Below are 24,101 nucleotides of genomic sequence, written 5' to 3'. Positions count from 1 at the left end.
CCCGCGGGGGCGCGGGTCCCTAGGCTCGGGCACATGGTTGATGCGGTGGTCGTCGGTGCCGGACCGAACGGACTCGCGGCGGCGGTGACGCTCGCGCGGGCCGGGCTGTCGGTCGAGGTCGTCGAGCGGAACGACACGATCGGCGGTGGTGCCCGCACGGCACAGCTCACGCTGCCCGGGTTCCACCACGACGTCTGCTCCGCGGTGCACCCCATGGCGCTGCAGTCCGAGTTCTTCCGGCTCTTCCGCATGGAGGACCGCATCGAGCTCCGGCTGCCCGAGGTGCAGTACGGCCACCCCCTCGACCGAGGCCGCGCCGGCATCGCCTACCGCGACCTCGAGCGCACCGCCGAGGGCCTGGGCATCGACGGCCGCGCCTTCCGGAACCTCATGGCGCCCCTGTCCGGCAGCGCCGACCAGGTCGCGGACTTCGCCACCGACGCGCTGCTGCACGTCCCGCGACACCCGCTCACCGTCCTGCGGTTCGGTCTCCGCGCCCTCGAGCAGGGGAGCGCCGCCTGGAACGCCCGGTTCCGCGACGAGGTCGCACCGGCGATGGTCTCCGGCGTCGCGGCGCACTCGATCCAGCACATGCCGTCCCTGTCGACCGCCGCGGCCGCGCTCTCGCTCGGCTCGTACGCCCACGCCCGCGGTTGGCCCGTGCCGATCGGGGGCAGCCAGGCGATCGTCGACGCGCTCGCCGCCGACCTCGTCGCCCACGGCGGCACCATCGAGACCGGGCGCGAGGTCCGGTCCCTCGCCGACCTGACCCCGGCGAAGGCCGTCCTCTTCGACACGAGCGTCCCGGGCATGCTGCACATCGCCGGGAAGCAGATCCCCACCCCGAAGCGCGGGGCGCTGCGCCGCTTCCGGTTCGGCAACGCGGCGGCGAAGGTCGACTTCGCGCTGTCCGACCCGGTGCCGTGGACGAACACCGAGCTGCGGAAGGCCGGCACCGTGCACATCGGCGGCACCCGTGCGGAGATCGCCGAGGCCGAGCACGCCGTGGCGCAGGGTCGGCACGCCGAACGCCCGTACGTCCTCGGGAGCGAGCCGACCGTGGTCGACCCGAGCCGGGCCCCGCGCGGCAAGCACGTCTTCTGGGCGTACGCACACGTGCCCGCGGGCTCCGACGTCGACCCGACCGACGCGATCGTCCGGCAGGTCGAGCGTTTCGCGCCCGGGTTCCGCGACACCGTCCTGCAGTCGAGCAGCCGCACGGCCGTCCAGATGGGCGAGTACAACCCGAACTACGTCGGCGGCGACATCGCCGCCGGGGCCGCGAGCTTCTGGCAGCTCGTCAAGCGGCCCGTCCTGTCGTCCGATCCGTGGCGGATGGGCGGCGGCATGTACCTGTGCTCGGAGGCGTCCGCGCCCGGCCCGGGTGTGCACGGCATGGCGGGCTGGCACGCGGCCCGCAGCGCCCTGCGGCACACCTTCGGCCTGTCCGAGCACGTCGACCTCGCACCGGAGGACTGAACCATGGCGAAGAACGTCCGCATCGTGCACTGCAGCCCGGAGGCCGTCTTCGACGTGCTCCGGGACGGCTGGCTCTACCCGACCTGGGTGGTCGGCGCCTCGCGCATGCGCGGTCAGGACCCGGGGTGGCCCGCCGTCGGTACGGAGCTGCACCACTCGTTCGGCATCTGGCCGTTCCTGATCAACGACACGACGATCTCGCTCGAGGTCGACGAGCCCCGGCGGCTCGTCATCCAGGCGAAGGGCTGGCCGGTCGGCGAGGCCCGGGTCGAGGTCGAGGTGGAACCGCACCCGCGGGGGAGCCGGGTGACGCTCCGCGAGAACCCCGTCCGGGGTCCCGGATCGCTCGTTCCCGGGTTCATCGCGCAGCCCGGCATCTGGATCCGCAACAACGAGAGCATCCGGCGGCTCCGCTGGGTCGCGGAGGGGCGCGCGGGCGCCCAGTAGACGGTCTGGAGGCTCGTGGCGGCACCGCCACGAGCCTCCCTACCGTCATCCGGTCACTACTCCGCGCGACTGAACTCGCTCGCTCGACGCACCTGGTCGTCCGTCAGGGCGATGCCCGTGTACCGCTCGAACTGGCGTGCTGCCTGGAGTGCGATGACCTCGGCGCCGGTGATCACGTGCGCACCCGCGGCGCGACCGGCGCGGACCAGCGGGGTCTCGGCGGGGAACGCGACCACGTCGAAGACGGTCGACGCGGCCTCGACACGGTCCTGCGCGAAGGCGAGGGCGTCCTCGTCCGCACCGCGCATGCCGAGCGGGGTGACGTTGACCAGGACGTCGGCCTCGGGCGCCTCCTGCTCGCTCGCTACCCAGTCGAAGCCGTACTGCTCGGCCAGGGCAGGACCGGTCTCCGCGTTGCGCGCGACGACGGTGAGCTGCTCGAAGCCCGCACCGCGGAACGCCGCCGTGACCGCCTTGGCCATCCCGCCGGAGCCACGGAGCACCACGCGGGCCGTCGGGTCGACGTCGTGCGTGCGGAGCAGGGACGCGACGGCTTCGTAGTCGGTGTTCGACGCGGTGAGCACACCGTCGTCGTTCACCACGGTGTTGATCGACCGGATGGCGGCCGCGGACTCCTCGACCACGTCGACGAGGGGGATGATCGCCTCCTTGAAGGGCATCGACACCGAGCAGCCCCGGATGCCGAGCGCGCGGATCCCGGTGACCGCGCCGGGCAGGTCGGTCGTGGTGAACGCCTTGTAGACGAAGTCCAGCCCGAGCTCGTCGTAGAGGAAGTTGTGGAAGCGCGTGCCGATGTTGCTCGGTCGGGCCGCGAGCGAGATGCAGACCTGCATGTCCTTGTGGAGGATGGGCATGGCACGAGTCTCCCACGCCCGTGCCGATGGAGCGGTCCACTTCCGGTACCCGACAGCAGTGCCGTCCGGACGGGTTAGTGTGGCGGGATGCCGGTCTCCGTCTTCGATCTGTTCAGCGTCGGGATCGGCCCGTCGAGTTCCCACACCGTCGGGCCCATGCGTGCCGGCGCGGCCTTCGCGGCCGGGCTCGCCGACGCCCCCGTGAGCGGGCTCGACGTCCACCTGTACGGCTCGCTCGCCTCGACCGGGCAGGGACACGGCACGCTCGGTGCGGTGCTCGCCGGGCTGATGGGCTCCGACCCCGAGACGGTCGACCCGGACGCGATGGCAGCGGCCCTGGACGACCTCGAACGCACCGGTGTGCTGCGGCTCGCGGGCGGGGCGACGGTGCCGTTCCGCCAGGCCGACATCGTGCTGCACCCGCTCACCATGCTGCCCCGCCACCCGAACGCGATGCGGCTGCGGGCGACCGGTGCCTCGGGGGCGGTCCTCGCCGAGGAGACCTACTACTCGATCGGTGGCGGGTTCATCACGAGCGACACCGAGGGTGCCGTGGCCGAGGCCGCGATCCCCGTCGACGACGCCGTCCCGCACCCGTTCTCGAGCGGCGCCGAACTCCTCGCCGCGTGCGCCGCGACCGGCCTGCCCGTCAGCGGCGTCGCGATGGCGAACGAGACCGCGACACGGACCGGTGCCGAGGTCCGCGCCGGACTCCTGCACGTGCACGACGTCATGCGCGAGAGCGTCGACCGCAGCATCCGCCGCACCGGCACGCTGCCCGGCGGCCTGACGGTCCGGCGTCGCGCGGCGAACTGGCACGAGCAGCTCACCCGCGACGACCCGCACCACGACCCGCTCTTCGCGATGGAGTGGGTGAACCTCACCGCGATGGCGGTCAACGAGGAGAACGCCACGGGTGGCCGGGTCGTCACCGCCCCCACGAACGGTGCCGCCGGGATCATCCCCGCGGTGCTGTACTACGCCCTGACCTACGTCTCCGAGGTCCTCCCGGAGGACCGCGACGACGCCGTGGTCCGCTTCCTGCTCACGGCCGGGGCCATCGGCTCGATCTACAAGGAGCGGGCGTCGATCTCGGGCGCCGAGGTCGGCTGCCAGGGCGAGGTCGGCTCCGCCGCGTCGATGGCGGCGGCCGGGTTGGCCGAGGTCCTCGGTGGGACCCCCGAACAGGTCGAGAACGCCGCCGAGATCGCGATGGAGCACAACCTCGGGCTGACCTGCGACCCGATCGGCGGCCTCGTGCAGATCCCCTGCATCGAGCGGAACGCGATCGCGGCGAACAAGGCGATCAACGCGGCCCGGATGGCGCTGCGCGGGGACGGTGTGCACCACGTGTCCCTCGACCAGGTCGTCGAGACGATGCGGCAGACCGGTGCGGACATGTCGACGAAGTACAAGGAGACCGCGATGGGCGGACTGGCGGTCAACGTCCCCCTCTGCTGAGCGGCCGCACCGCGCGGCGTCGTGACGACGGCCCCGGTACGACCGCCCGGGCCGGTCAGTGGACCTGCATCTCCAGCGGGATCGCGCGCGGTGCGACGTGGTGCTGCCCGTCGTCGGTGCGGACGATGAGTGCGGGACGCCCCGGGGTGTCGAGGACGTCAACCGCCGTCCCGGCGACGAGTCGCCCGCGATCGCGGTAGCGGACCACCGCGTGGATCGGGACGTCGTCGGCGGGGACCGGTCGCCACCGTGGTGCTCGTGCGCGCTCCGTCTCCATCACTCCACCTCCATCACTCCACCATGGCGTCTGTCCGATTCGCGCACCAAATCGCTGAACGCTGCTCACGTGCACTGCCGGGAGGCGCTCCGGCCGCCGCGGGTACGGTCGGACGCATGAGCGACACGGACCACGACCACCTCGGCGACGGCGTCGACATGTCCTTCGAGGAACGCCGACAGGACACCCTCCGCAGGATGTCCGGGTCGGACGAGCACGACGCCGATCCGCGCGTCGAGGTCTCCCGCGCCGAGGACGGGGACGTGCGCATCGACGTCGCGGACTCCGCGGCCGTCCGCCCGGGGGACGCCGACGGCACCGACCCTCGGACCGACGCGACGCAGGACCCCCACCCCGCCGACTGAGCCCTCCCTCGCACGACGCGACCCCGGCGACACCTCGCACCGCGGTACCGCTGCGAGCACCCGCCGACGGTGCGTCCCGCGGGAAGGAGGATGATCGTCGGGTGCACCTCGTCCTCCACCGCGTCGACGGCGGCGTCACCGCGACGCCCCTGACCGACGCGGGGGAGCCGGCCGGCGAGCCGACGCGCCTGGACGAGCCGGGCCTCCCGGCCTTCGTCGCCGCGCACGACGCACCCGACGTGCGCTGGGTCTGGGACGACACCGCCCGCTGGTACCCGGCCGTCCTGGCGGCCGGAGGACGTGTCGGCCGCTGCGTCGACCTCCGCCTGTGCCGTCGCATCCTGCGCGGCGCGCTCGCCGCACGGGGGACGGCCCTCGCGACGGCACCACCCGACACGTGGGACGACCCCGGCCAGGAGGCCCGCCCCACCCGCCCGACGCAGGCCCGGCTGTTCGACGACGCGCTCTTCACCGTCGCACCGGCCGACGACGCAGCCGATCCGGTCGCCGAGTTCCGCCGCCAGCTCGACGCGGTCGCCACGTCGACGACGCCGGGCGCACTGCGCCTGCTCACCACCGCCGAGTCGGCGGGAGCCCTCGTCGCGGCCGAGATCCTGTCCGCGGGTCTGCCCTGGCGTCCGGACGTGCACGAGCGCCTGCTCGAGGAGGAACTCGGCCCCCGGGTACCCGCCGGGGTACGGCCGCGCCGGCTCGAGGAGCTCGCGGGGGAGATCCGCGCCCACCTCGGCGACCCCGCACTCAACCCCGACTCGCCCGCCGACGTCCTGCGGTCGCTCCGGGCCGTCGGCCTGATGGTGACGTCGACGCGCAAGTGGGAGCTGCAGGAGCTCGAGCACCCGGTCATCGCGCCGCTGCTCGAGTACAAGCGCCTGTCCCGCCTGCTCACCGCGAACGGCTGGGCATGGCTCGACGAGTGGGTGCAGGACGGGCGCTTCCACCCGAAGTACGTCGTCGGCGGGGTCGTCACCGGGCGCTGGGCGGCGGACGGCGGCGGCGCCATGCAGCTGCCGAGGACGGTCCGCAGTGCGGTGGTCGCCGACGACGGCTGGGCCTTCGTGGTGGCGGACGCGGCGCAGCTCGAACCGCGGGTGCTCGCGGCGATGGCCGGTGACCGGGCGATGGCGACCGCGGGCGATGGGCGGGACCTGTACGACGGGGTGGTCGCCTCGGGCGCGGTCGAGACGCGGCAGCAGGCGAAGGGCGCGATGCTCGGCGCGATGTACGGCGCGACCCAGGGTGACGCTGGACGGCTCGTCCCGCGGCTGGTGAGGGCGTTCCCGGCGGCGCTGGGGCTCGTCGACCGGGCGGCCCGGGCGGGCGAGCGCGGTGAGCCCGTGACGACGCTGCTCGGCCGGACGTCGCCCGTCCCCGACGAGGCCTGGTTCGCCGCGCGCAACCGCGCCTGGTCGGTGGACGGCACGCCGGCGCAGCAGCGGGCGGTCGAGGGGCGTGCCCGCAGCTGGGGGCGCTTCACGCGGAACTTCGTGGTGCAGGGCACCGCGGCCGAGTGGGCACTGGCGTGGATGGGATCGCTCCGGACCCGGCTCGCGACCCGGTTCCCCGGCCCGCTGACGGCCGGGCCGCACCTGGTGTTCTTCGTGCACGACGAGATCGTGGTGCACACGCCCGTCGAGCACGCCGCGTTCGTGGCGGAGCAGGTCCGGGCCGCGGCGGTCGACGCCGGACGGCTGCTCTTCCGGGACTTCCCGGTGGTCTTCCCCCTGACGGTGTCGACGGTGCGCGACTACGGGGCAGCGAAGGACTGAGCCCGGGCCGGCGCGTGCGGGTGCTCGCCCGCCGTGAGGACTGTGTCCGGGCCGGCGCGTGCGCGCTCGCAGCCTGGGACGGGCAGGGTGGGTCGATGGAGCGACACCACGACGAGGACCCCTCGGCTGCCGGTCGGGTCGACCGTGCGGAGCAGGCGGCGGTCGTCGAGGACCGGCGCGTCGGTGACCTCGACCTCACGACGTGGCGGTCCCGGGCCGGCCACACGGTCGCCGAGGGCTGGGCGGCACTCGGCCGTCGCTACGGCGCCCTCCCCCTGCTCGTCCTGACGCTGGCCGTCGGTGTCGGCATCGCCGCGACCGCGACCTGGGCGGCATCGGAGGTGTACGACGCCGTGCGGGCGTCCGACGACGTCGCGGTGCTCGACCGCCCCGTCCTCGACTGGATGCTCACCCTGCGCTCGCCGTTCGCCGACCAGGCGGTCACGTGGTGGACCGACATCGCCGGGACGATCGGGATGCCGATCGTCGCGGTCTGCTTCCTGATCGGCTTCACGGTGCAGCGCCGCGCCTGGACCCCGCTCGTGCTGCTCGTCGCGGCGAGCGGCGGCTCGCTCCTCATGACCATCGCAGGCAAGGACCTGATCGGCCGTGCCCGACCGCCGCTGTCGGACGCGGTGCCGCCGTACGAGCACTCGCCGTCGTTCCCGTCCGGCCACACGCTCAACGCCACGGTCGTCGTCGGCATGATCGTGTACCTGCTCATCCTGCGGCAGTCACGCACGGTCACCCGGGTGTGGACGATCGTCATCGGCACGCTCTTCGTGCTGTCGATCGGCGTCTCGCGGGTGTTCCTGGGCCACCACTGGACGACGGACGTGCTCGCCGCGTGGGCCCTCGGTCTTGCGTGGCTGGCGCTCGTGATCACGGCGCACCGGCTGTACCTGACCGCCCTCCACCGGGGTGCCGACCCGGTCGTGCGCGGCCGCGGACCGGCACGCCCGGTCAGGTCGTCACGGTAGGTTCACCCGCATGGAAGAACGGGTCTTCGGCGGCAGGTACCGCGTCACCGGCACGCTCGGTCACGGCGGCATGGCCTCCGTCTACCGCGCCGTCGACGAGCAGCTCGGCCGCGAGGTGGCCGTCAAGGTCTTCCGGATCGGCGCGGTCGACCACGGCGAACGTGCGCGCGCCGAGGCCGAGATGCACACGCTGGCCGCGCTCCGCAGCCCCTCGCTCGTCACGCTCTACGACGCCGCACTCGACGACGGCAACGGCGACTCGTACCTCGTGATGGAGCTCGTCCCCGGCAGCGACCTGGACACCCGGCTGCGCGAGGGCCCGCTCGACACCACGACGACCGCGCGCACCGGCGCCCAGGTCGCCGAGGGACTCGCCGCCGTGCACGCGCAGGGCATCGTGCACCGTGACGTGAAGCCCGCCAACGTGCTGCTCGAGAGCGACGGCCAGCACGTCAAGCTCGCCGACTTCGGCATCGCGCTGCTCCGGGACGCCGCCCGCGTGACCGGGACCGGCACCGTCATCGGCACCGCCGCCTACATCTCACCGGAGCAGGTCCTCGGGCGCGAGGTCACCGGTCAGGCCGACGTCTACGCCCTCGGGCTCGTCCTGCTGCAGTGCCTGACGGGTGCACGTCCGTTCCCCGGCACCGCCGTCGAGTCCGCCACCGCGCGGCTCACGCGGGGCCCCGACATCGACCAGCACCTGCCCACCGCGTGGCGGACGCTGCTGCACGTGATGACGGCGCAGGACCCGGCCGAGCGCCCGACCGCGGCCGAGGCGGCCCGACGTCTCCGTGCCCTCGAACGCGACGGGACGGCACCGGCGACCCAGCTGCTCCCGGGCGGACCCGGCACGCTCACCCGTGCTGCCGGCGGAGCGGCCGGTGCCGGAGCCGGTCTCGCCGGTGCCGCGCTCGGTGCCGGGGGACCGGACGCAGCCCACGCCGACCAGGCCACCCAGGCCATGCCGGGCGCTGCGGACGGCGACCAGGCCACGCGGGCGATGCCGACCGCCGGCGGTGCCGACGCCGCGACCCGGGCGTACGACCGGACGGGTGCGCAGGACGACGTCGCGACGACGGTCCTCGGTGCGCAGCGGGGCGCCGGTGGAGCGGGCGCCGCCGCTGCTGCTGGCGGTGGTGCGGTGGCCGGTGGTGCCGCGTCGCGAGGAGCCGGTGGTCCAGCGGGGGCTGCCGGACGGGGCGGTCCCGGTACGGACGGACCGAAGCGACGGCGTGCGGGGATCATCACCGCGGTGGTCGTCGGGATCCTCGTCCTCGCGGGGATCGGCGTCGCGCTGATCGCGCTGGGCGGAGGAGACGACTCGACGCCCGCGCCGACCGACTCCAGCGAGCCCTCGTCGCCGACGGAGCAGCAGACGAGCGAGCCGGAGCAGCAGCCCAGCCAGGAGGAGCAGCAGCCGAGCGAACCCGCGCAGGAGCCGAGCGAGCCGGCGCAGGAGCCCAGCCAGGAGCAGCAGCAGCCGAGCGAGCCAGCGCAGGAGCCGAGCCAGCCCGCCGACGATCCGAGCGTCGGCCCCGAGCCGGGCGGTCCGGCGTCCAACCCCGTCGAGGCCCCGCAGGGCGGCGCGGGCAACAACGGCAACGGCAACGGTCCCGGGAGCAACAGCGGCAAGGGCAAGGGATCCGGTGCGGCGGACACGACGGTCGACACCACCGTCGGGTCGCTCACCCAGGGGCCGGCGACGGGCCCCGGCCGCGGCTGACGCGGTCGCTGCCGACCCCGGCGCGGTGGACGGACAGCGTCGAGCCGACGCCCACCGTCGCGGGAGCACGCTCGGAGTATGTCGATGAGCACACCGTTCGATCCGCAGCAGCCCGGCGCCGATCTCCCCGTGGACGGCGACGACCAGACCGAGATCGAGGTCGAGGAGGACCGCGGCGCCGACGTCGGCCCGGACTCGGTCGACCCGAGCACCTCGCCGGCACCGCACGAGGACGAGGACGAGGCCGGCGGCGGCCCGGTCGCCCGGTGACCCGAGACGGCTGACCGCTCACGGACACCACGGACGCCTGACACCTCGCTGCCAGCCGCGGGCGGCAAGCTCGTGCGCATGTCGTTCGCGAACGCGTGGGACCCGTCGAAGGGTCGCGCCATCCCAGAGGACCAGGTCACCGAGGACGGACTCGAGCTCGACGAGGACACCGCCGCCGAGCTCGGCATCTCGTTCGACGTCGTCGGCGGCGCGTCGGCCGACCCGTCGCGGGCCTCGCCCGTCGACGTGCGCGTGCCGAGCGCCCCGACCACCGACGACTGACCGGCCGCCCGCTCCCGACCGAGCCGAGCCGAGCCGAGCAGCCTGGGGTCACGACGTGCGTCAGCACAACGGGGAGCACGCGACACCACGGACTTCCGTGGCGCGACGTGCTCCCCGTTGTGCTGAGCGCGGCACGGTCAGGGCCCAGCCCCGGAGCCCGGCACGGTCGAGGCCGGGCTCCGGAGCGCGGCACGCTCAGGGCCAGCCCCGCAGCCCGGTCAGGGGACGGTGTGCCCCGCCGCCGTCAGGACGCGGTACCACTCCTCGCGCGAGAGCCGGACGTCGGAACCCGCGGCCGAGTCCCGCACCCGCTGCGGGTTCGTCGTGCCCAGGACGACCTGGAAGTGCGCGGGGTGTCGGGTGATCCACGCGACCGCGATCCCCGTCGGGGTGACGCCGTGTGCCGAGGCGAGCTCCTCGAGCACGTCGTTGAGCTCGGCGTACTGCTCGCGGTCGCCGAGGAAGACGCCGTCGAAGAAGCCCTTCTGGAACGGCGACCAGGCCTGCAGCGTGACGTCGTTCAGGCGGGCGTGGTTGAGGATGTCGTTGTCGCGGTCGATCGACTGGTCGAGCCCGGCCATGTTCGCCGTCAGGCCCTGCGCGATCACGTTGGCGTGCGTGATGCTCAGCTGCACCTGGTTGAACGCGAGCGGCTGCCGCACCGACCGCTTCAGCAGCTCGACCTGACCGGGGGTGTGGTTCGAGACGCCGAAGTGGTGCACCTTGCCGGCGGCGTGCAGCTCGTCGAACGCCCGGGCGACCTCCTCGGGCTCGACGAGGGCGTCGGGACGGTGCAGGAGCAGCACGTCCACGTAGTCGGTCCGCAGCGCCTCGAGGGACTCGTGCACGGACTCGATGATGTGCTCGTACGAGAAGTCGAAGTACGCGCCGTCCGGCGTCGGGCGGATGCCGACCTTGGTCTGCAGCTGGATGTCGGCGCGCTCGGACGGCGACAGGGTGACGGCGGAACCGAACCGCTGCTCGCACCCGTGCCAGACGCCGTACACGGCGGCGTGGTCGAACATCGTGACGCCGGCGTCGCGCGAGGCGGTGTACAGCTCGCGGATGTCCTCGTCGCTCATGTCGTTGATCCGCATGAGGCCGACGACGACGTCGGACGCGGTGAGGTCGGTCTGTGGCAACTCCAGTGTCTTCACGCGCTCGATCCTGCCAGCAGCTCGCCGCGCGCAGACAGGCCCTGCCGGTGCCCGTCGGGCCGGGTCCGGCAGTCACGCCCGACGCGACCGGGTGACGGACGGGAGGCGCGGTGCCGGACCGGCACCGCGCCTCCCGTCCGGTGCTCAGCGCGTGGGCGACGCGGCCGGGCCGAGCAGACCGAGGAACGTCAGGTCGTCCGCCACCTTGGTGACGAGCGCGTGGTCGAGCGACGGGATGTCCGGCGAGCCGAGCGGACGCACCGAGCGGACCGCGGCCGCGAACGCGTCCGCGGGGATCGCGGACCCGGCGTGCGGCACCTCCGGGGTCGCGAACGCGTGCAGCAGCGGCAGGACCGAGCGTGCACGGTCCTCGTCCGGCAGCGCCTCGAGTGCGGACCGGAAGCGCTCGACCCACTCGGCGTGGTCCGCGACCCGCTCGATCGCGTACCCGTCCTCGACCAGCCAGTCGACGAAGGTGTCCAGCGAGACGCCGTCGTCGTGCGGGTTGACGACGTTGAACGTCCGGTGGCCGTCGACCACCGACGCGCCGATGGCGTCGATCGCGGCGGCCGTGAAGTCGGCGGGCAGGCCGTCGTAGTGCGAGCGCTGCACCCGGCCGTCCGGGGTCCGCTGCACGAAGGACACGGGTGCCAGCCCGGTCGCGAGCACGCTCCAGACCAGGCGGGTGAACACGTCGGGCAGGTTCACCTGGCCGCGCCAGCGCGGGTGCGCCAGCACCATGTCGGAGCGGAACACCGCGACGGGGACGCCGTGCTGCTCGTGCGCCTCGCGGAGCAGCACCTCGCTCGCCCACTTGCTCGCGCCGTACCCGTTCGCGTACTCGTCGGCGATCGTCCACTCGGGGATCGTCGCCCGGAGGTCCGCCCGCTCGTCGAGTGCCGCGGGGGCGTCGGGGGCGACGTCCTCGGTCGCGCTCGGGCGGGCTCCACCGGCGACGGCGACGCTCGACACGAAGGTGACGGGGACGCTCCCGGCGGCGATCGCGAGCCGGACGACCTCGGCGGTCCCGACGACGTTGGGCCCGAACAGCGCGGTGTACGGCAGGACGTGGTTCACCAGGGCGGCGGCGTGCGTGACGAGGTCGACCCGCGCGGCGAGGTCCTCCCACCGCGGTTCCTCGAGGCCGAGCAGGTGCTCGCTGACGTCCCCGGCGACCACCTCGAGCGACCCCGAGAGCTCGGCGAACCGGTCGGCGAACGCGGGATCGGCCGCGAAGGCGGCGTCCAGTCGACGGCGGGCAGCGGCGTCGTCCGACCCGCGCACGACGCAGACCAGCGTGCCGCCGACCGGTGCGAGCCGCTCGAGCCAGTCCATCGCGGTGAAGCGGCCGAGGTAGCCGTTCGCGCCGGTGAGCAGGACGGTGCGCGGCCCGGCCGAGGTGGGGCGGGGTGCGCGTGCCACCGGCGCGGGGACCGCACCGAGCAGGCGGTCCACCCGCAGGTCCGACGCCCGCAGCACCGTCGGGTCGGCGCCGTGCACGCGGGCGACGGTCGGCCGGTCGTCGGCGGCCGAACGCTCGACGTACGCGGCCACGGCGGCGAGGTCGTTCGTCGGGTCGGTGATGACACCGACGGGCACCTCGGTCTCGAAGACGTCCTCGAGGACGCCGGAGAACGTCAGGGCCGACAGCGAGTCACCGCCGAGGTCCGAGAACCGGGCGGCCGAGGCGGTCTCGGTGCTGACCTCGGCACCGAGCAGGTCACGGGCGGCACGGACGACGGTGTCGACGGTCGGTTCGTCACCCACGTGCTCGCGCAGGGTCGCGACGAGGGTGCCGCTCTGCTGCTCGGCGACCGCGTCGTAGAGCGCGGCGAACCGGTCCCCGTAGCGGGCGGTGACCCGGGGGCGGAGGAGCTTGCGGGCATCGGAGAGCATGCCGTTGTCGACCGTGAAGGGGTCCGGTTCGACGACGATCGCTCGGGGCACCTCGTACGGCGCGAGCCCGTGGGCGCGGGCGGTGCGCTGGAGGGCGGCGAGCAGGTCGCCCTCCGTGGCCTCCGGGTCGACGGGCACGACGACCGCGACGAGGAACGCGTGCCTGCTGTCCCCGTGCAGGGCGATCTGCCGGACCTCCGGCGTCCCACCGAAGGTCGCCTCGAGGGCCGAGACCGCGACGAACTCGCCCTGCGAGAGCTTGATGACGTTGTTCCGGCGGTCGAGGTACTCGTACGTGTCCGGACCGGTCTGCGCCATCACGTCGCCGGTCCGGTAGAACCCGTCCTCGTCGAACACCGCGGCGGTGACGTCCGGGCGGCGGAAGTACCCGGGGATCACCGCGGTGCTCTTCACGAGCAGCTCGCCGCGCGGGTGCGGTCGGTCGGTGGTGCGGTACCCGAGCTCGGGGACGTCCACCAGCTTGTGCTCGGTGACCGGTGGCTGCTGCACCACGCCGTCGCGCAGGATGCTGCCCGCCTCGGTCGAGCCGTACAGGTCGTGCAGCGGGACGCCGAGGCACTCCTCGAGGTACGTGCGGAGCTCGGGCGTGAGCGGGGCGCTGGCGCAGACGGCCTGCCCGACGCGACCACCGAAGGCACGTGTCCGGAGGTCGTCCTGCACCTGAGCACGCACGGCCGGGGCGTCGGTGGCTCCGGCCGCGAGCCGGCGCTGCTCCTCGCGGGCGCCCTCCTGGCGGACCATCTCGGCGATCCGCGGGACGAGCACGAGCTCGGTCGGTGCGTAGACCCGCAGGTCCTCGAACAGGGCCGACAGGTCGGTCGAGGTCGCGAGCGCCACGGTGCCGCCGCGGCCGAGCGTGGCGAGCAGCGCCGCGCGACCGGTCAGGTGGCTCAGCGGCAGGTAGGCGTAGCCGACGGTCACGGCGTCCGGGTGGTCCGGCGGGAGTGCGTGCCAGAGCCGCTCGACCATGGACCGCGTGTACATCGCGCCCTTCGGGGTCCCGGTGCTGCCCGAGGTGTACAGCAGCAGGGCGAGCGGGTCCTCGTCGGGCGCCGGTCGCCACGGGGTCGGCTGCGGCAGGTCGCGGCCCCGTGCCACGAGGTCGGCGAGCGTCGGCAGCGCCGCCGCACCGTCGGTGCCCTCGGCCCCGGTCGCCGCGCCGGCCGCACCCGTCGTGTCGAGCAGGACGGTGTGCACCTCGGCGGCGGCCGCGTCGGTGACCGCCCGGGCCGTCGCGGCCTGGTCGGCGGTGACGCCCAGCCACACCGGCGTCGTCTCGTCGACGATCGCACGGAGCTGCTCGACGGCCGCGCTGGTCTGCAGCGGCACGCTCACCGCGCCGAGCACCGAGCACGCGAGCTCGAGGGTCACGACGTCGGCGCTCGGCGGACCGAGCACCGCGATCCGGTCACCCGGGGCCACGGACTCGCCGAGCACCGCCGCGAGGGCCCGCGCACGGTCCCGGAGCTCCCGGAAGCTCGTGTCGGTGACGACCTCGCCGTCCCGCTGTCGGATCGCCGTTCGGTCGGCGTACCGGTCGAACACAGCCTCGACGGAGGTGTCCTCGTCCTGCTGCACCATGGTGGTTCCCTTCCTCGTTCGTCCGACGCGCCCCCGCGCGCGGCCTCTCAGCGCGCGGCGAGCACGATGCCCGCACGCGCCGTCCCCCGGTCCACTGCCCACCGTCCCGTCGCCGCGAACGCCGGGCCGCGACGCGCGCTCGTCGTGAAGGTCCCGTCCGGGCGCAGCTCCACGTGGGCACCGTCGATGCCGAACCAGCCGTCGTGCGCGGCCGAGCGGGCCTTGGCGACGGCCTCGGTCGCGGCGAGCAGGACGCTGTCCGGACTCTCAACCCCGGTTCGCCGGAGTGCGGCGAGACCCCGTGCGACACGGTCGTCCGTGACGTCCGCGATGCGCCGGAGCACTCCCGGCGGCAGGGGACGTGCCGGCGTGGCATCGATGCCGATGCCGGCGTGGTCGTCGCGCCGGGCGACGGCGCAGGCGCGCAGGCCGGGGCAGTGGGTGATCGTGCCGACCGCGCCGTCGGGCCAGCGGGGAGCCCCGCTCCGACCCACGGGCAGCGTCGTGACCGGCGCGCCGATCGCCGTCAGGGCGCGGCGGGCGAGCAGGCGGCCGGTCCGGAACTCGGCACGCCGCGACGGGACGGCACGGGCGATCGCCACGCGTTCGTCGTCGGCGAGGGGGCCGCTCAGGTCGTGGTCGGCAGCGGCGGCGACCACCGAGGCGGGGAGCAGCCCCATCCAGTCGGTCCCGCCTCGAAGTTGCACATTGCAATCAGACGCCCGGAAGCTCCGAGTCCCCCGGACGGGGCACGTCGCGGAGCGGCCGCGACCGGGTCCGTCAGGCGGGCAGGACCGCGACGACGGCGGAGCGGTCGTTCCAGGTCGCGGTCAGCGTCTCGCCGTCCGGCACGGGCAGCCCGATCACCCGCAGCACGACGAGGTCGCCGTGGTCGGTGCGCACCGTCGTCTCGGTCCCGTCGGTGCTGGCCGTGGCCGACGTCACCGTGGGGGAGTCCGGCGCCGACCCGCTGCCGACCGCCGTGTCCTCCTTGTCGAACCGTCCGGAGCCGTCGGCGCGCTCGAGCTCCGCCTCGTGCCCGCCGGTGGCGATCGCACGACGTAGGACGTCGGCGTACACCGGGTCCGCGACGGCGTCGTACACCCAGCGCTGCCCGAGCACGGAGTGGTGCATCTCGCACACCAGGGAGCCCCGGGCGCCGTCGAGCGGAGCGCCGCGGTAGGTCAGCGGCGTGTGCAGGAGCCGTCCCTCGGGCGTCCGCACGACGATCTCCTCGACACCGACCTCGCCCTCGGGGTCGTCGAACCGGAAGCGGGTGACGATCTCGACGGCGGCACCGGCGGTGAGGCCGCTCCACGGCTGCGCGGGCAGCCAGGCGGCGAGGGCCTCGGCCTTGGACGGTCGGAGTTCTGCGCGGTGGATGACGGCCATGCACCGACGCTACCGAGCAGACCTCGGCTTCCACCGTCGGCCCGCCGCACTGCGGTCAGGGCGCGGAGGTCAGTGCACGGGGCTCAGTGCACGGGGTCAGTGCACCGAGAAGCCGCCGTCGACCGCGATCGACTGGCCCGTGACGTACGCGGACCCCGGTCCGGCCAGGAACACCGCCACGGCCGCGAAGTCCGACGGCTCGCCGTTGCGTCCGACGAGCGTGCGCGCGGCGAGCGCCTCGACCCGCTCGGGGTCGGCGGACAGTCGCCTGTTGAGCGCGGTCTGCACGAAGCCGGGGACCAGGACGTTCGAGGTGACCCCGCTGCCCGACCAGGCCTCCGCCTGGGAGCGTGCCAGTGCCTCCAGGCCGGCCTTCGACACCCCGTACGCGCCGCTCGCGGCGAAGGGGCGGTGGGCCTGCTGCGAACTGATGCCGATGATCCGGCCGTACCCGCGTGCGGCCATGCCGGGTGCGAGCCGCTGGCCGAGCACGAAGGGTGCGTCGAGGTTGACGGCCATCGTCGCGTCCCACGTGCCCTCGTCGAGGTCCGGCATCGGCGGCCGCAGGTTGATGCCGGCCGAGTTGACGAGGACGTCCACCTCGCCGACGGCGTCCGCGAGCGCGTGGGCGCCCTCCCGGGTCGACAGGTCCGCGACGACACCGGCGGCCGATCCGCCGTCGGCGGTGATCGTCGCGACGGTCTCGTCGATCGCCTCCCGCGTGCGCGCCGCGACCAGCACGTGGGCGCCCGCGTCGGCGAGGGCGAGCGCGATCGCGCGACCGATGCCGGAGCTGCCCCCGGTGACCAGTGCACGGCGTCCGTCGAGGCCGAAGAGCTGCTCCAGTGCCATCCGGCCAGGCTACCGACGCCCGTACGCTGGGTCGGTGCGCGACGACCTGCTCCCCGTGCTCGCCTGCCCCGTCTGCGCCGAGCCCTTCGCCCGTGTCGACGGCGGGCAGGTCGGCTGCGCCACCGGACACCGGTTCGACGAGGCGAAGCAGGGCCACCTCACGCTCCTGCCCGCGAAGCGCCGCGCCCTGACCGCGGACACGCCGGACATGGTCGACGCGCGGATCCGGTTCCTCGGGCGGGGGCACTACGCACCGGTCGAGCGGGCGCTCGCCGCGGTGGTCGCCGCCACGGAGGCGCCGGGCGTCGTCCTCGACGTCGGCTCCGGCCCCGGCACCTACCTCGCGCACGTGCTGGACGGACCGGACGAGACTGCGTCGGCCGGGAGGCCCGGCTCGGCCCCGGCAGGCCCCGTCGCTGCCCGCCTCGGGGTCGCGCTGGACCTGTCACCCGTCGCCATCCGGCGAGCGGCACGCGTCCACCCGCGGGCCGGCGCCGTCGTCGGGGACGTGACCGAGCGCCTCCCGGTCGTCGACGACGCGGCGGCCGTCGTGCTGGACGTCTTCGCCCCGCGCAACCAGCGGGAGTACGCGCGGGTGCTCCACCCGGACGGCGTGCTCGTCGTCGTGACGCCACGGACCGGACACCTGGCGGAGCTCGCCGAGGCGACCATCGCGGTGGACCCGGAGAAGGAGCGGCGGCTGCGGGAGTCGCTCGAGCCGACCTTCGCGCTGCAGGGGTCCGAGGACCTCACGTGGACGATGGAGCTGTCCGCGGAGGACGTGCACGACGTGGTGCACATGGGCCCGAGCCACCACCACGTCGATCCGGACCGGGTGTTCGCGCCGACGGCCGTGACGGCCGCGGTGACCGTGAGCACGTGGACGGTCGCCAGGCAGCACTGAGGCGCTGCCGTCGGCCGTCCACGTGCCGGGGTCGGGTGTCAGCCCTGCGGCGCCGCCACGTCGAACTGCCACACGACGCCGAACCGGTCGCGCAGCTGCCCGGCGAGCGGGGCCCACGGCGAGGGCGCGAGCGGCTGTCGCACCTCGGCACCGTCGGACAGTGCCTCCCAGTAGCGGGTGACCTCGTCCGCGTCGTCGCCGTGCACGAAGACGTAGCAGGCGTTCGTGCCCTGGTCGTACGACTGGTCCGGCCAGACGTCGAACGCCATGATCCGGAAGCCGGCCTCGGTGCTGACCTGGCCGAACACGATGCGGTCCGCCCAGGCGGGGTCCTGGGACGCGCCCATCTGGCCGTAGGTGGCGGCGGTCACGGTGCCGCCGAACGCGGATGCGTAGTGGTCCAGGGCCTCGCGGGCCTGTCCGTCGAAGTTGAGGTGGGTCGTGGTCTCGATGCTCATGGATCGAGTGTCGCGAGCGTTGCGGTCAGATCGTGACCGCTTCTCCGACGAGGATGGACGACGTGTCCGGACCCTCCTCGCGCATGCTCGCGCTGCTCTCCCTGCTGCAGGTGCACCGGGAGTGGACGGGCGACGAGCTCGCCGGTCGCCTGACCGTGAGTCCGCGCACCCTCCGCCGCGACGTCGACCGCCTCCGGGACCTCGGCTACCGCATCGACTCCGTCCGCGGTCCGGCCGGCGGCTACCGACTCGCCGCCGGATCGGACCTGCCGCCGCTGCTGTTCGACGACGACCAGGCGGTGGCGATCGCCCTCGCCCTCGCGGTGGCGCCGGCATCGGGTGCCGACATCGCCGAGGCCGCCACCCGCGCGCTCGCGACGGTGCGACAGGTCATGCCCGAACGGCTCCGGAACCGGGTGGACCTGGTGGATGCCGTCGTGGGATCGTCCGCCCCGCGGGTCGATCCGGACGTGCTGGTGGCCGTCAGCGAGGCCGTGCAGCGCCACGAGGTGTTCCGGTTCGGGTACGGCACGGACGACCGTCCCCGCAGGGTCGAACCGCACGCGGTGGTCGCCCGGCACGGTCGGTGGTACCTGCTGGCGTGGGAGCCCGAGCACGACGACTGGCGGACCTACCGGGTGGACCGGATCACCCCGCGGATGCGGACGCGGCTGCCGTTCGTGCAGCGACCCGTACCCGGTGGGGACGTGGCAGCCTTCGTGGCGGCCCGCTTCAAGGGGTCCGACCGCGACGACGCGTGGCCGTGCACCGGGTCGGTCTCGCTGACCGCTGCCGACGCCGCGCGGGTCGCCCCGTTCCTGCCGGAGGACGCCGTGCTCGAGGATGCCGACGACGACCGTCGACGGCTGACGCTCGGGTCCTGGTCGTGGGACGGGCTCGCCGGCACGATCGCCGGGCTGACGGTGCCGTTCGTGGTCGAGGGGCCGGAGGAACTCCGCGCCGCCGTCCGCAGATCGGCGGAACGGCTGGAGCGCGCGGCGGTGCGTTAGGGCGGTGCACGCGTCCGTCAGGACGGCGTGAGGATTCCGTGAGGACCGGCCTGGAGGCACCCGGCCCGAACCAGCATCGGTACCGCACCACACGTGGTGCGGTCCGCGCCGCCCGGCGTCGGGCCCGCAGCAACCAACGGAGTCCTTCGTGTTCGACGTCTTCGTCGTCGCCGGTGTCCTCGCCGTGTTCGGTGTCGTGGCACTCATCGCCAAGGGGGTGGAGCGGCTGTGATCGTCGTCACCATCGCCGCCGCCGTCCTCGGCATCGCCTCGGTCGTCTACCTCGTGTGGGCGCTCGTGCACCCGGAGCGGTTCTGATGAGCGCTGCCGACACCTGGGCCGGGATCGCCCAGGTCGCCACCCTCGTCCTGCTCCTCGTGGTCGCGTACCGCCCGGTCGGTGACTGGATGGCGCGTGTCTACACGCCCACGGAGCACGCCCGCATCGAGCGCGGCGTCTACCGCGTGATCGGTGTGGACCCCGACGCCGAGCAGTCCTGGCCCGCGTACCTGCGCGGCGTGCTGCTCTTCAGCGCCGTCGGCGTGCTGCTCGTCTACCTGCTGCAGCGCATCCAGGTCGTGCTGCCCGGTGACCTCGGGCTGCCGAACGTCGGCCCGTCGCTCGCGTTCAACACCGCCGCGTCCTTCGTCGCGAACACCAACTGGCAGTCGTACTCGCCCGAGGCCACCGTGGGGTACTCCGTGCAGATGGCAGGCCTGGCGGTGCAGAACTTCCTGTCCGCCGCGGTCGGGCTCGCGGTCGCCGTGGCCCTGGTGCGCGGGTTCGCACGGCGGAGGAGCGGCACGCTCGGCAACGTCTGGGTCGACGTCGTCCGCGGCACCGGCCGGCTCCTGCTCCCCGGGGCCTTCGTCTTCGCGATCGTCCTGGTCGCCGGCGGCGTCGTGCAGTCGTGGGGCAGCGGCACGGACATCGCCACGCTCGCGGGTGGCACCCAGCACATCCCCGACGGCTTCGTCGCGTCGCAGGAGGCGATCAAGGAGCTCGGCACGAACGGCGGCGGCTACTTCAACGCGAACTCGGCGCACCCGTTCGAGAACCCGCAGGCGTGGACGAACCTCGTCGAGGTCTTCCTCATGCTCGTCATCCCGTTCTCGCTGCCCCGCACGTTCGGGCGGCTCGTCGGTGACGACCGCCAGGGGTACGCGATCCTCGCCGTGATGGGCGCGATCTTCCTCGTGTCGCTCTCGGTGATGTCGATCGCCGAGCTGGCGGGAGGCGGCAGCGCCACGCAGGCGGCCGGTGCGGCGATGGAGGGCAAGGAGATGCGCTTCGGCATCCTCGGCACGACGCTCTTCGGCACGACCTCGACCGCCACGTCGACGGGCGCCGTGAACGGCATGTTCGACAGCTTCACGCCGATCGGCGGGATGATGGCGCTCCTCAACATGATGCTCGGCGAGATCAGCCCCGGCGGCGTCGGCTCCGGCCTGTACGGCATGCTCGTGCTCGCCGTGATCACGGTGTTCATCGGCGGACTGCTCGTCGGCCGGACCCCGGAGTACCTCGGCAAGAAGATCCGCGCCCGTGAGATGACCTTCGCGGCGCTGTACATCCTCGTCACGCCGACCCTGGTGCTGCTCGGCACCGGACTGTCCCTGGTGATCCCGGGTGTCCGTGAGCAGGTCCTCGGCACGAGCATCTTCAACCCCGGCAACCACGGGCTGTCCGAGCTGCTCTACGCCTTCACCTCCGGCGCGAACAACAACGGCTCGGCGTTCGGCGGTCTCACCGCGAACACCACGTGGATGAACTCGGCGCTCGGCGTCGTGATGCTGCTCGGCCGGTTCATCCCGATCGCGCTCGTGCTGGCGCTCGCCGGGTCCCTGGCCGCACAGGACAAGGTGCCCGCGACCGTCGGCACCCTGCCGACGCACCGGCCGCTGTTCATCGGCCTGCTCGGTGCCGTCGCCGTGATCGTCACCGCACTCACCTACTTCCCCGTGCTCGCCCTGGGCCCGCTCGCGGAGGCCCTCTCCTGATGGGAACCGAACCCGTGTCCACCCCGACCCCCTCGTCCACCGTGACCAGCGCGCCGGAGGCGAGCAGTGCCTCCCGGCCGGTCGCCCGATCGTCCGCGTTCGGTCCCCGTCAACTGGCGGCGGGCCTCCCGGGCGCCCTCCGCAAGCTCGACCCGCGCCTGATGTGGCGCAACCCCGTCATGTTCATCGTCGAGGTCGGCGCCGCGCTCACCACCGTGACCGCGTTCGTCGAGCCGTCGGTGTTCACCGCCGCGATCGCGGTGTGGCTCTGGCTGACCGTCGTCTTCGCGAACCTGGCCGAGGCCGTCGCCGAGGGCCGGGGCAAGGCGCAGGCCGACACCCTGCGGAAGACCCGCTCGACGACCAGCGCCCGCCGGGTGCTGCGATGGGATGCGTCCGACGCCGCCGCGCTGTCGAACGACACCGAGGAGGTCGCCTCGGTGGACCTCGCGAAGGGCGACGTCGTGGTGGTCGTCGCCGGTGAGGTCATCCCCGGCGACGGTGACGTGGTCGAGGGCATCGCCAGCGTCGACGAGTCCGCGGTCACGGGCGAGTCGGCGCCCGTCATCCGCGAGTCCGGTGGCGACCGCAGCGCCGTCACCGGTGGGACGCGGGTGCTGTCCGACCGGATCGTCGTGCGCATCACCTCGACGCCCGGCGAGACCTTCATCGACCGGATGATCCGGCTCGTCGAGGGTGCCGCGCGGCAGAAGACGCCGAACGAGATCGCGCTGAACATCCTGCTGGCGTCGCTGTCGATCGTCTTCGTGATCGTCTGCCTGACGATGCAGCCCATCGCCGGCCTCGTCGGTGCGACCGTCAGCGTGCCGGTGCTCATCGCCCTGCTCGTCTGCCTCATCCCGACCACCATCGGCGCGCTGCTCTCGGCGATCGGCATCGCCGGCATGGACCGGCTCGTGCAGCACAACGTGCTCGCGATGTCCGGGCGCGCGGTCGAGGCGGCCGGGGACATCACCACGCTGCTCCTCGACAAGACCGGCACGATCACGTACGGCAACCGGCAGGCATCGCGCGTGGTGCCCGTCCCGGGCGTCACGGTCGCGACGCTCATGGAGGCCGCAGCCCTGTCGAGCGCCGCGGACAGCACGCCGGAGGGCCGCTCCATCGTCACGCTCGCCGAGCAGGACGGCATCACGCCCGGCACCCCGGCGGGTGCGGTCGAGGTGCCCTTCACCGCGCAGACCCGCATGTCCGGGCTCGACCTGGCCGACGGATCGCAGATCCGCAAGGGTGCAGCGGCCGCCGTGCTCGCCTGGGCGGGGTCTGCCGACGCCGCCGTGGTCGCCGCGGTCGACACCGCGGTCGCCGAGATCTCCGACCAGGGCGGGACGCCGCTCGTCGTCGGCCGTCGCTCGGCCTCGGGCGCCGTCGACCTGCTCGGGGTCGTGCACCTGAAGGACGTCGTGAAGGACGGCATGGCCGAGCGCTTCGCGGAGCTGCGGTCGATGGGCATCCGCACGGTGATGATCACCGGCGACAACCCCCGCACCGCGGCCGCGATCGCCGCCGAGGCCGGCGTCGACGACTTCCTCGCCGAGGCCACGCCCGAGGACAAGCTCGCCTACATCCGGAAGGAACAGGAGGGCGGGAACCTCGTCGCGATGACCGGTGACGGCACGAACGACGCCCCCGCCCTGGCGCAGGCCGACGTCGGCGTCGCGATGAACACCGGCACCACCGCTGCGAAGGAGGCCGGCAACATGGTCGACCTCGACTCCGACCCGACGAAGCTCATCGACGTCGTCCGGATCGGCAAGCAGCTGCTCATCACCCGCGGGGCGCTCACCACGTTCTCGATCGCCAACGACGTCGCGAAGTACTTCGCGATCATCCCGGCGATGTTCCAGGCGGCGTTCCCCGGCCTCGCGGCGCTCAACGTCATGGGGCTGCACAGCCCGGCGTCGGCGATCCTGTCGGCCGTCGTGTTCAACGCGCTCGTCATCGTGGCGCTCATCCCGCTGTCGCTGCGGGGTGTGCGCTACCGCGCCGCCTCGGCATCGTCCGTGCTCGGACGCAACCTGCTCGTCTACGGGCTGGGCGGCGTCATCGTCCCCTTCATCGGTATCAAGGCGATCGACCTCGTGGTCGGTCTCATCCCGGGGTTCTAGACCATGGCTTCCTCATCACGCTCCTTCCTCCGTTCCACCGGTGTGGCGATCCGTCTCGCCCTGCTGTCCACCGTCGTCCTCGGCGTCGCCTACCCGCTCGCGGTGTGGGGCGTCGGGCAGGCGGCCTTCCACGACCAGGCGAACGGCTCGATGGTCACCGACTCCTCCGGGAAGGTCGTCGGCTCGTCCCTGATCGGGCAGTCCTTCGCGGGTGCCCAGGCCGACCGCTGGTTCCAGTCGCGTCCGAGTGCCGCGGGCGAGGACGGCTACGACGCGAACGCCTCGTCCGGCTCGAACCTCGGGCCGAACAACCCCGACCTGCTCAAGAGCATCGAGGAGCGGCGGGCCGCCGTGGCGGATGCCGACGGGGTCAGCGCTGCCGACGTGCCCGCCGACGCGGTCACCGCCTCGGGCTCGGGGCTCGACCCGGACATCAGCCCGGAGTACGCGCTGCAGCAGGTGGCCCGGGTGGCCGACGCCCGGGGTCTGTCGGAGTCGACGGTCCGCACGCTCGTCGAGCAGCACACCGAGTCCCGGCAGGCCGGGTTCCTCGGCGAGCCGGTCGTGAACGTCCTCGAGCTGAACCTGGCCCTGGCTGCCGAACGCTGACGGTCCGGCCTGCCCGTCCGCCCGGTCTGGCCCGGTCCGGCCGTGGCCGGCCCGGTCCGGCCCGAGGGCGGAGCCGCCAGCACAACCGGAAGCACCTCGCGCCGCGGAACCGCGTGGTGTGACGTGCTTCCGGTTGTTCGGCA

Annotated in this window: 23 protein-coding genes; 15 read left to right on the top strand and 8 right to left on the bottom strand. The window is 73.6% G+C overall.

Translation table 11 applies throughout. The annotated features are described in order from the left end of the window. Positions 1-33 precede the first annotated feature (33 nt). On the top strand, positions 34-1,479 hold the full coding sequence (locus tag Q9R28_RS05170; protein WP_066657289.1) for an NAD(P)/FAD-dependent oxidoreductase: 1,446 nt from the start codon (positions 34-36) through the stop codon (positions 1,477-1,479). Positions 1,480-1,482: 3 nt separating this feature from the next. Next, positions 1,483-1,926 (top strand): SRPBCC family protein, encoded by a 444-nt coding sequence (locus tag Q9R28_RS05165; RefSeq protein WP_066657286.1) that lies wholly within the window; start codon positions 1,483-1,485, stop codon positions 1,924-1,926. A 56-nt stretch (positions 1,927-1,982) separates the two neighbouring features. Here Q9R28_RS05165 and Q9R28_RS05160 read toward each other — a convergent pair whose 3' ends face one another. Then, entirely contained in the window at positions 1,983-2,801 is an 819-nt protein-coding gene (locus tag Q9R28_RS05160) for a shikimate 5-dehydrogenase (protein ID WP_311205608.1), read from the bottom strand. 87 nt (positions 2,802-2,888) lie between these two features. On the opposite strand from Q9R28_RS05160, the gene Q9R28_RS05155 reads away from it, so the two are divergent. After that, on the top strand, positions 2,889-4,262 hold the full coding sequence (locus tag Q9R28_RS05155; RefSeq protein ID WP_311205607.1) for an L-serine ammonia-lyase: 1,374 nt from the start codon (positions 2,889-2,891) through the stop codon (positions 4,260-4,262). Between the two features lie 55 nt (positions 4,263-4,317). On the opposite strand, the gene Q9R28_RS05150 is transcribed toward Q9R28_RS05155, so the two are convergent. Beyond that, complete coding sequence (locus tag Q9R28_RS05150) at positions 4,318-4,539, bottom strand: hypothetical protein (protein WP_066657269.1); 222 nt, start codon at positions 4,537-4,539, stop codon at positions 4,318-4,320. A 116-nt stretch (positions 4,540-4,655) separates the two neighbouring features. Here Q9R28_RS05150 and Q9R28_RS05145 point away from each other — a divergent pair, with 116 nt between their 5' ends. The 6 genes from Q9R28_RS05145 (at position 4,656) to Q9R28_RS05120 (ending at position 9,949) form a co-directional block, all read left to right on the top strand. Beyond that, entirely contained in the window at positions 4,656-4,904 is a 249-nt protein-coding gene (locus tag Q9R28_RS05145; protein WP_245172042.1) for a hypothetical protein, read from the top strand. A gap of 101 nt (positions 4,905-5,005) precedes the next feature. After that, the gene (locus Q9R28_RS05140) at positions 5,006-6,691 is read left to right on the top strand and encodes a bifunctional 3'-5' exonuclease/DNA polymerase (RefSeq protein ID WP_311205606.1); all 1,686 of its coding nucleotides are present in this window, start codon (positions 5,006-5,008) and stop codon (positions 6,689-6,691) included. Between the two features lie 95 nt (positions 6,692-6,786). After that, positions 6,787-7,671: a phosphatase PAP2 family protein gene (locus Q9R28_RS05135; RefSeq protein WP_251155587.1), complete on the top strand. Its 885-nt coding sequence runs from the start codon at positions 6,787-6,789 to the stop codon at positions 7,669-7,671. Positions 7,672-7,681: 10 nt separating this feature from the next. Then, positions 7,682-9,397 (top strand): serine/threonine-protein kinase, encoded by a 1,716-nt coding sequence (locus Q9R28_RS05130; RefSeq protein WP_251155586.1) that lies wholly within the window; start codon positions 7,682-7,684, stop codon positions 9,395-9,397. 84 nt (positions 9,398-9,481) lie between these two features. Then, entirely contained in the window at positions 9,482-9,667 is a 186-nt protein-coding gene (locus Q9R28_RS05125; RefSeq protein ID WP_311205605.1) for a hypothetical protein, read from the top strand. Between the two features lie 78 nt (positions 9,668-9,745). Then, a complete protein-coding gene (locus Q9R28_RS05120; RefSeq protein WP_311205604.1) occupies positions 9,746-9,949 on the top strand; it encodes a hypothetical protein in 204 nt (67 codons plus the stop codon). A gap of 218 nt (positions 9,950-10,167) precedes the next feature. Here Q9R28_RS05120 and Q9R28_RS05115 read toward each other — a convergent pair whose 3' ends face one another. The 5 genes from Q9R28_RS05115 to Q9R28_RS05095 form a co-directional block, all read right to left on the bottom strand. Beyond that, complete coding sequence (locus Q9R28_RS05115; protein ID WP_251155155.1) at positions 10,168-11,106, bottom strand: aldo/keto reductase; 939 nt, start codon at positions 11,104-11,106, stop codon at positions 10,168-10,170. 144 nt (positions 11,107-11,250) lie between these two features. Further along, positions 11,251-14,604, bottom strand: coding sequence for a carboxylic acid reductase (gene car, locus Q9R28_RS05110; RefSeq protein ID WP_311205603.1), 3,354 nt, complete (start codon positions 14,602-14,604; stop codon positions 11,251-11,253). A gap of 47 nt (positions 14,605-14,651) precedes the next feature. Further along, positions 14,652-15,311 (bottom strand): 4-phosphopantetheinyl transferase, encoded by a 660-nt coding sequence (locus tag Q9R28_RS05105; RefSeq protein ID WP_311205602.1) that lies wholly within the window; start codon positions 15,309-15,311, stop codon positions 14,652-14,654. A gap of 73 nt (positions 15,312-15,384) precedes the next feature. Continuing rightward, the gene (locus tag Q9R28_RS05100) at positions 15,385-15,996 is read right to left on the bottom strand and encodes a CG0192-related protein (RefSeq protein WP_311205601.1); all 612 of its coding nucleotides are present in this window, start codon (positions 15,994-15,996) and stop codon (positions 15,385-15,387) included. Between the two features lie 96 nt (positions 15,997-16,092). Next, positions 16,093-16,848, bottom strand: coding sequence for an SDR family NAD(P)-dependent oxidoreductase (locus tag Q9R28_RS05095; protein WP_311205600.1), 756 nt, complete (start codon positions 16,846-16,848; stop codon positions 16,093-16,095). A gap of 34 nt (positions 16,849-16,882) precedes the next feature. On the opposite strand from Q9R28_RS05095, the gene Q9R28_RS05090 reads away from it, so the two are divergent. Then, positions 16,883-17,752, top strand: a complete 870-nt coding sequence (locus Q9R28_RS05090) for a putative RNA methyltransferase (RefSeq protein WP_311205599.1) — start codon at positions 16,883-16,885, stop codon at positions 17,750-17,752. 38 nt (positions 17,753-17,790) lie between these two features. Here Q9R28_RS05090 and Q9R28_RS05085 read toward each other — a convergent pair whose 3' ends face one another. After that, the gene (locus Q9R28_RS05085; protein ID WP_311205598.1) at positions 17,791-18,210 is read right to left on the bottom strand and encodes a VOC family protein; all 420 of its coding nucleotides are present in this window, start codon (positions 18,208-18,210) and stop codon (positions 17,791-17,793) included. Positions 18,211-18,263: 53 nt separating this feature from the next. Between Q9R28_RS05085 and Q9R28_RS05080 the strand changes: the two genes are divergently transcribed. From Q9R28_RS05080 to kdpC, 5 genes are all read left to right on the top strand, one after another. Further along, on the top strand, positions 18,264-19,220 hold the full coding sequence (locus tag Q9R28_RS05080; RefSeq protein ID WP_311205840.1) for a WYL domain-containing protein: 957 nt from the start codon (positions 18,264-18,266) through the stop codon (positions 19,218-19,220). 228 nt (positions 19,221-19,448) lie between these two features. Next, positions 19,449-19,538, top strand: a complete 90-nt coding sequence (locus Q9R28_RS05075) for a potassium-transporting ATPase subunit F (protein ID WP_058729515.1) — start codon at positions 19,449-19,451, stop codon at positions 19,536-19,538. Beyond that, on the top strand, positions 19,538-21,220 hold the full coding sequence (kdpA, locus tag Q9R28_RS05070) for a potassium-transporting ATPase subunit KdpA (RefSeq protein WP_311205597.1): 1,683 nt from the start codon (positions 19,538-19,540) through the stop codon (positions 21,218-21,220). Before Q9R28_RS05075 ends, kdpA begins: the two co-directional genes overlap by 1 nt. Next, positions 21,220-23,349, top strand: coding sequence for a potassium-transporting ATPase subunit KdpB (gene kdpB / locus Q9R28_RS05065; RefSeq protein ID WP_311205596.1), 2,130 nt, complete (start codon positions 21,220-21,222; stop codon positions 23,347-23,349). Before kdpA ends, kdpB begins: the two co-directional genes overlap by 1 nt. 3 nt (positions 23,350-23,352) lie before the next feature. Then, entirely contained in the window at positions 23,353-23,958 is a 606-nt protein-coding gene (gene kdpC / locus Q9R28_RS05060; protein WP_251155162.1) for a potassium-transporting ATPase subunit KdpC, read from the top strand. Positions 23,959-24,101 lie beyond the last annotated feature (143 nt).

Source organism: Curtobacterium sp. BRD11, assembly GCF_031844345.1.
Lineage (GTDB): Bacteria > Actinomycetota > Actinomycetes > Actinomycetales > Microbacteriaceae > Curtobacterium.
The sequence above is the reverse complement of the archived record's forward strand: the minus strand, read 5'-3'. Positions and strand labels throughout refer to the sequence as shown.

Bases quoted from the DNA above. Each gene is read 5' to 3' on its own strand.
- Q9R28_RS05170 (WP_066657289.1), top strand. From the start codon at position 34: ATGGTTGATGCGGTGGTCGTCGGTGCCGGACCGAACGGACTCGCGGCG.
- Q9R28_RS05165 (WP_066657286.1), top strand. From the start codon at position 1,483: ATGGCGAAGAACGTCCGCATCGTGCACTGCAGCCCGGAGGCCGTCTTC.
- Q9R28_RS05160 (WP_311205608.1), bottom strand. From the start codon at position 2,801: ATGCCCATCCTCCACAAGGACATGCAGGTCTGCATCTCGCTCGCGGCC.
- Q9R28_RS05155 (WP_311205607.1), top strand. From the start codon at position 2,889: ATGCCGGTCTCCGTCTTCGATCTGTTCAGCGTCGGGATCGGCCCGTCG.
- Q9R28_RS05150 (WP_066657269.1), bottom strand. From the start codon at position 4,539: ATGGAGACGGAGCGCGCACGAGCACCACGGTGGCGACCGGTCCCCGCC.
- Q9R28_RS05145 (WP_245172042.1), top strand. From the start codon at position 4,656: ATGAGCGACACGGACCACGACCACCTCGGCGACGGCGTCGACATGTCC.
- Q9R28_RS05135 (WP_251155587.1), top strand. From the start codon at position 6,787: ATGGAGCGACACCACGACGAGGACCCCTCGGCTGCCGGTCGGGTCGAC.
- Q9R28_RS05130 (WP_251155586.1), top strand. From the start codon at position 7,682: ATGGAAGAACGGGTCTTCGGCGGCAGGTACCGCGTCACCGGCACGCTC.
- Q9R28_RS05125 (WP_311205605.1), top strand. From the start codon at position 9,482: ATGAGCACACCGTTCGATCCGCAGCAGCCCGGCGCCGATCTCCCCGTG.
- Q9R28_RS05120 (WP_311205604.1), top strand. From the start codon at position 9,746: ATGTCGTTCGCGAACGCGTGGGACCCGTCGAAGGGTCGCGCCATCCCA.
- car (WP_311205603.1), bottom strand. From the start codon at position 14,604: ATGGTGCAGCAGGACGAGGACACCTCCGTCGAGGCTGTGTTCGACCGG.
- Q9R28_RS05100 (WP_311205601.1), bottom strand. From the start codon at position 15,996: ATGGCCGTCATCCACCGCGCAGAACTCCGACCGTCCAAGGCCGAGGCC.
- Q9R28_RS05095 (WP_311205600.1), bottom strand. From the start codon at position 16,848: ATGGCACTGGAGCAGCTCTTCGGCCTCGACGGACGCCGTGCACTGGTC.
- Q9R28_RS05085 (WP_311205598.1), bottom strand. From the start codon at position 18,210: ATGAGCATCGAGACCACGACCCACCTCAACTTCGACGGACAGGCCCGC.
- Q9R28_RS05080 (WP_311205840.1), top strand. From the start codon at position 18,264: ATGGACGACGTGTCCGGACCCTCCTCGCGCATGCTCGCGCTGCTCTCC.
- kdpA (WP_311205597.1), top strand. From the start codon at position 19,538: ATGAGCGCTGCCGACACCTGGGCCGGGATCGCCCAGGTCGCCACCCTC.
- kdpB (WP_311205596.1), top strand. From the start codon at position 21,220: ATGGGAACCGAACCCGTGTCCACCCCGACCCCCTCGTCCACCGTGACC.
- kdpC (WP_251155162.1), top strand. From the start codon at position 23,353: ATGGCTTCCTCATCACGCTCCTTCCTCCGTTCCACCGGTGTGGCGATC.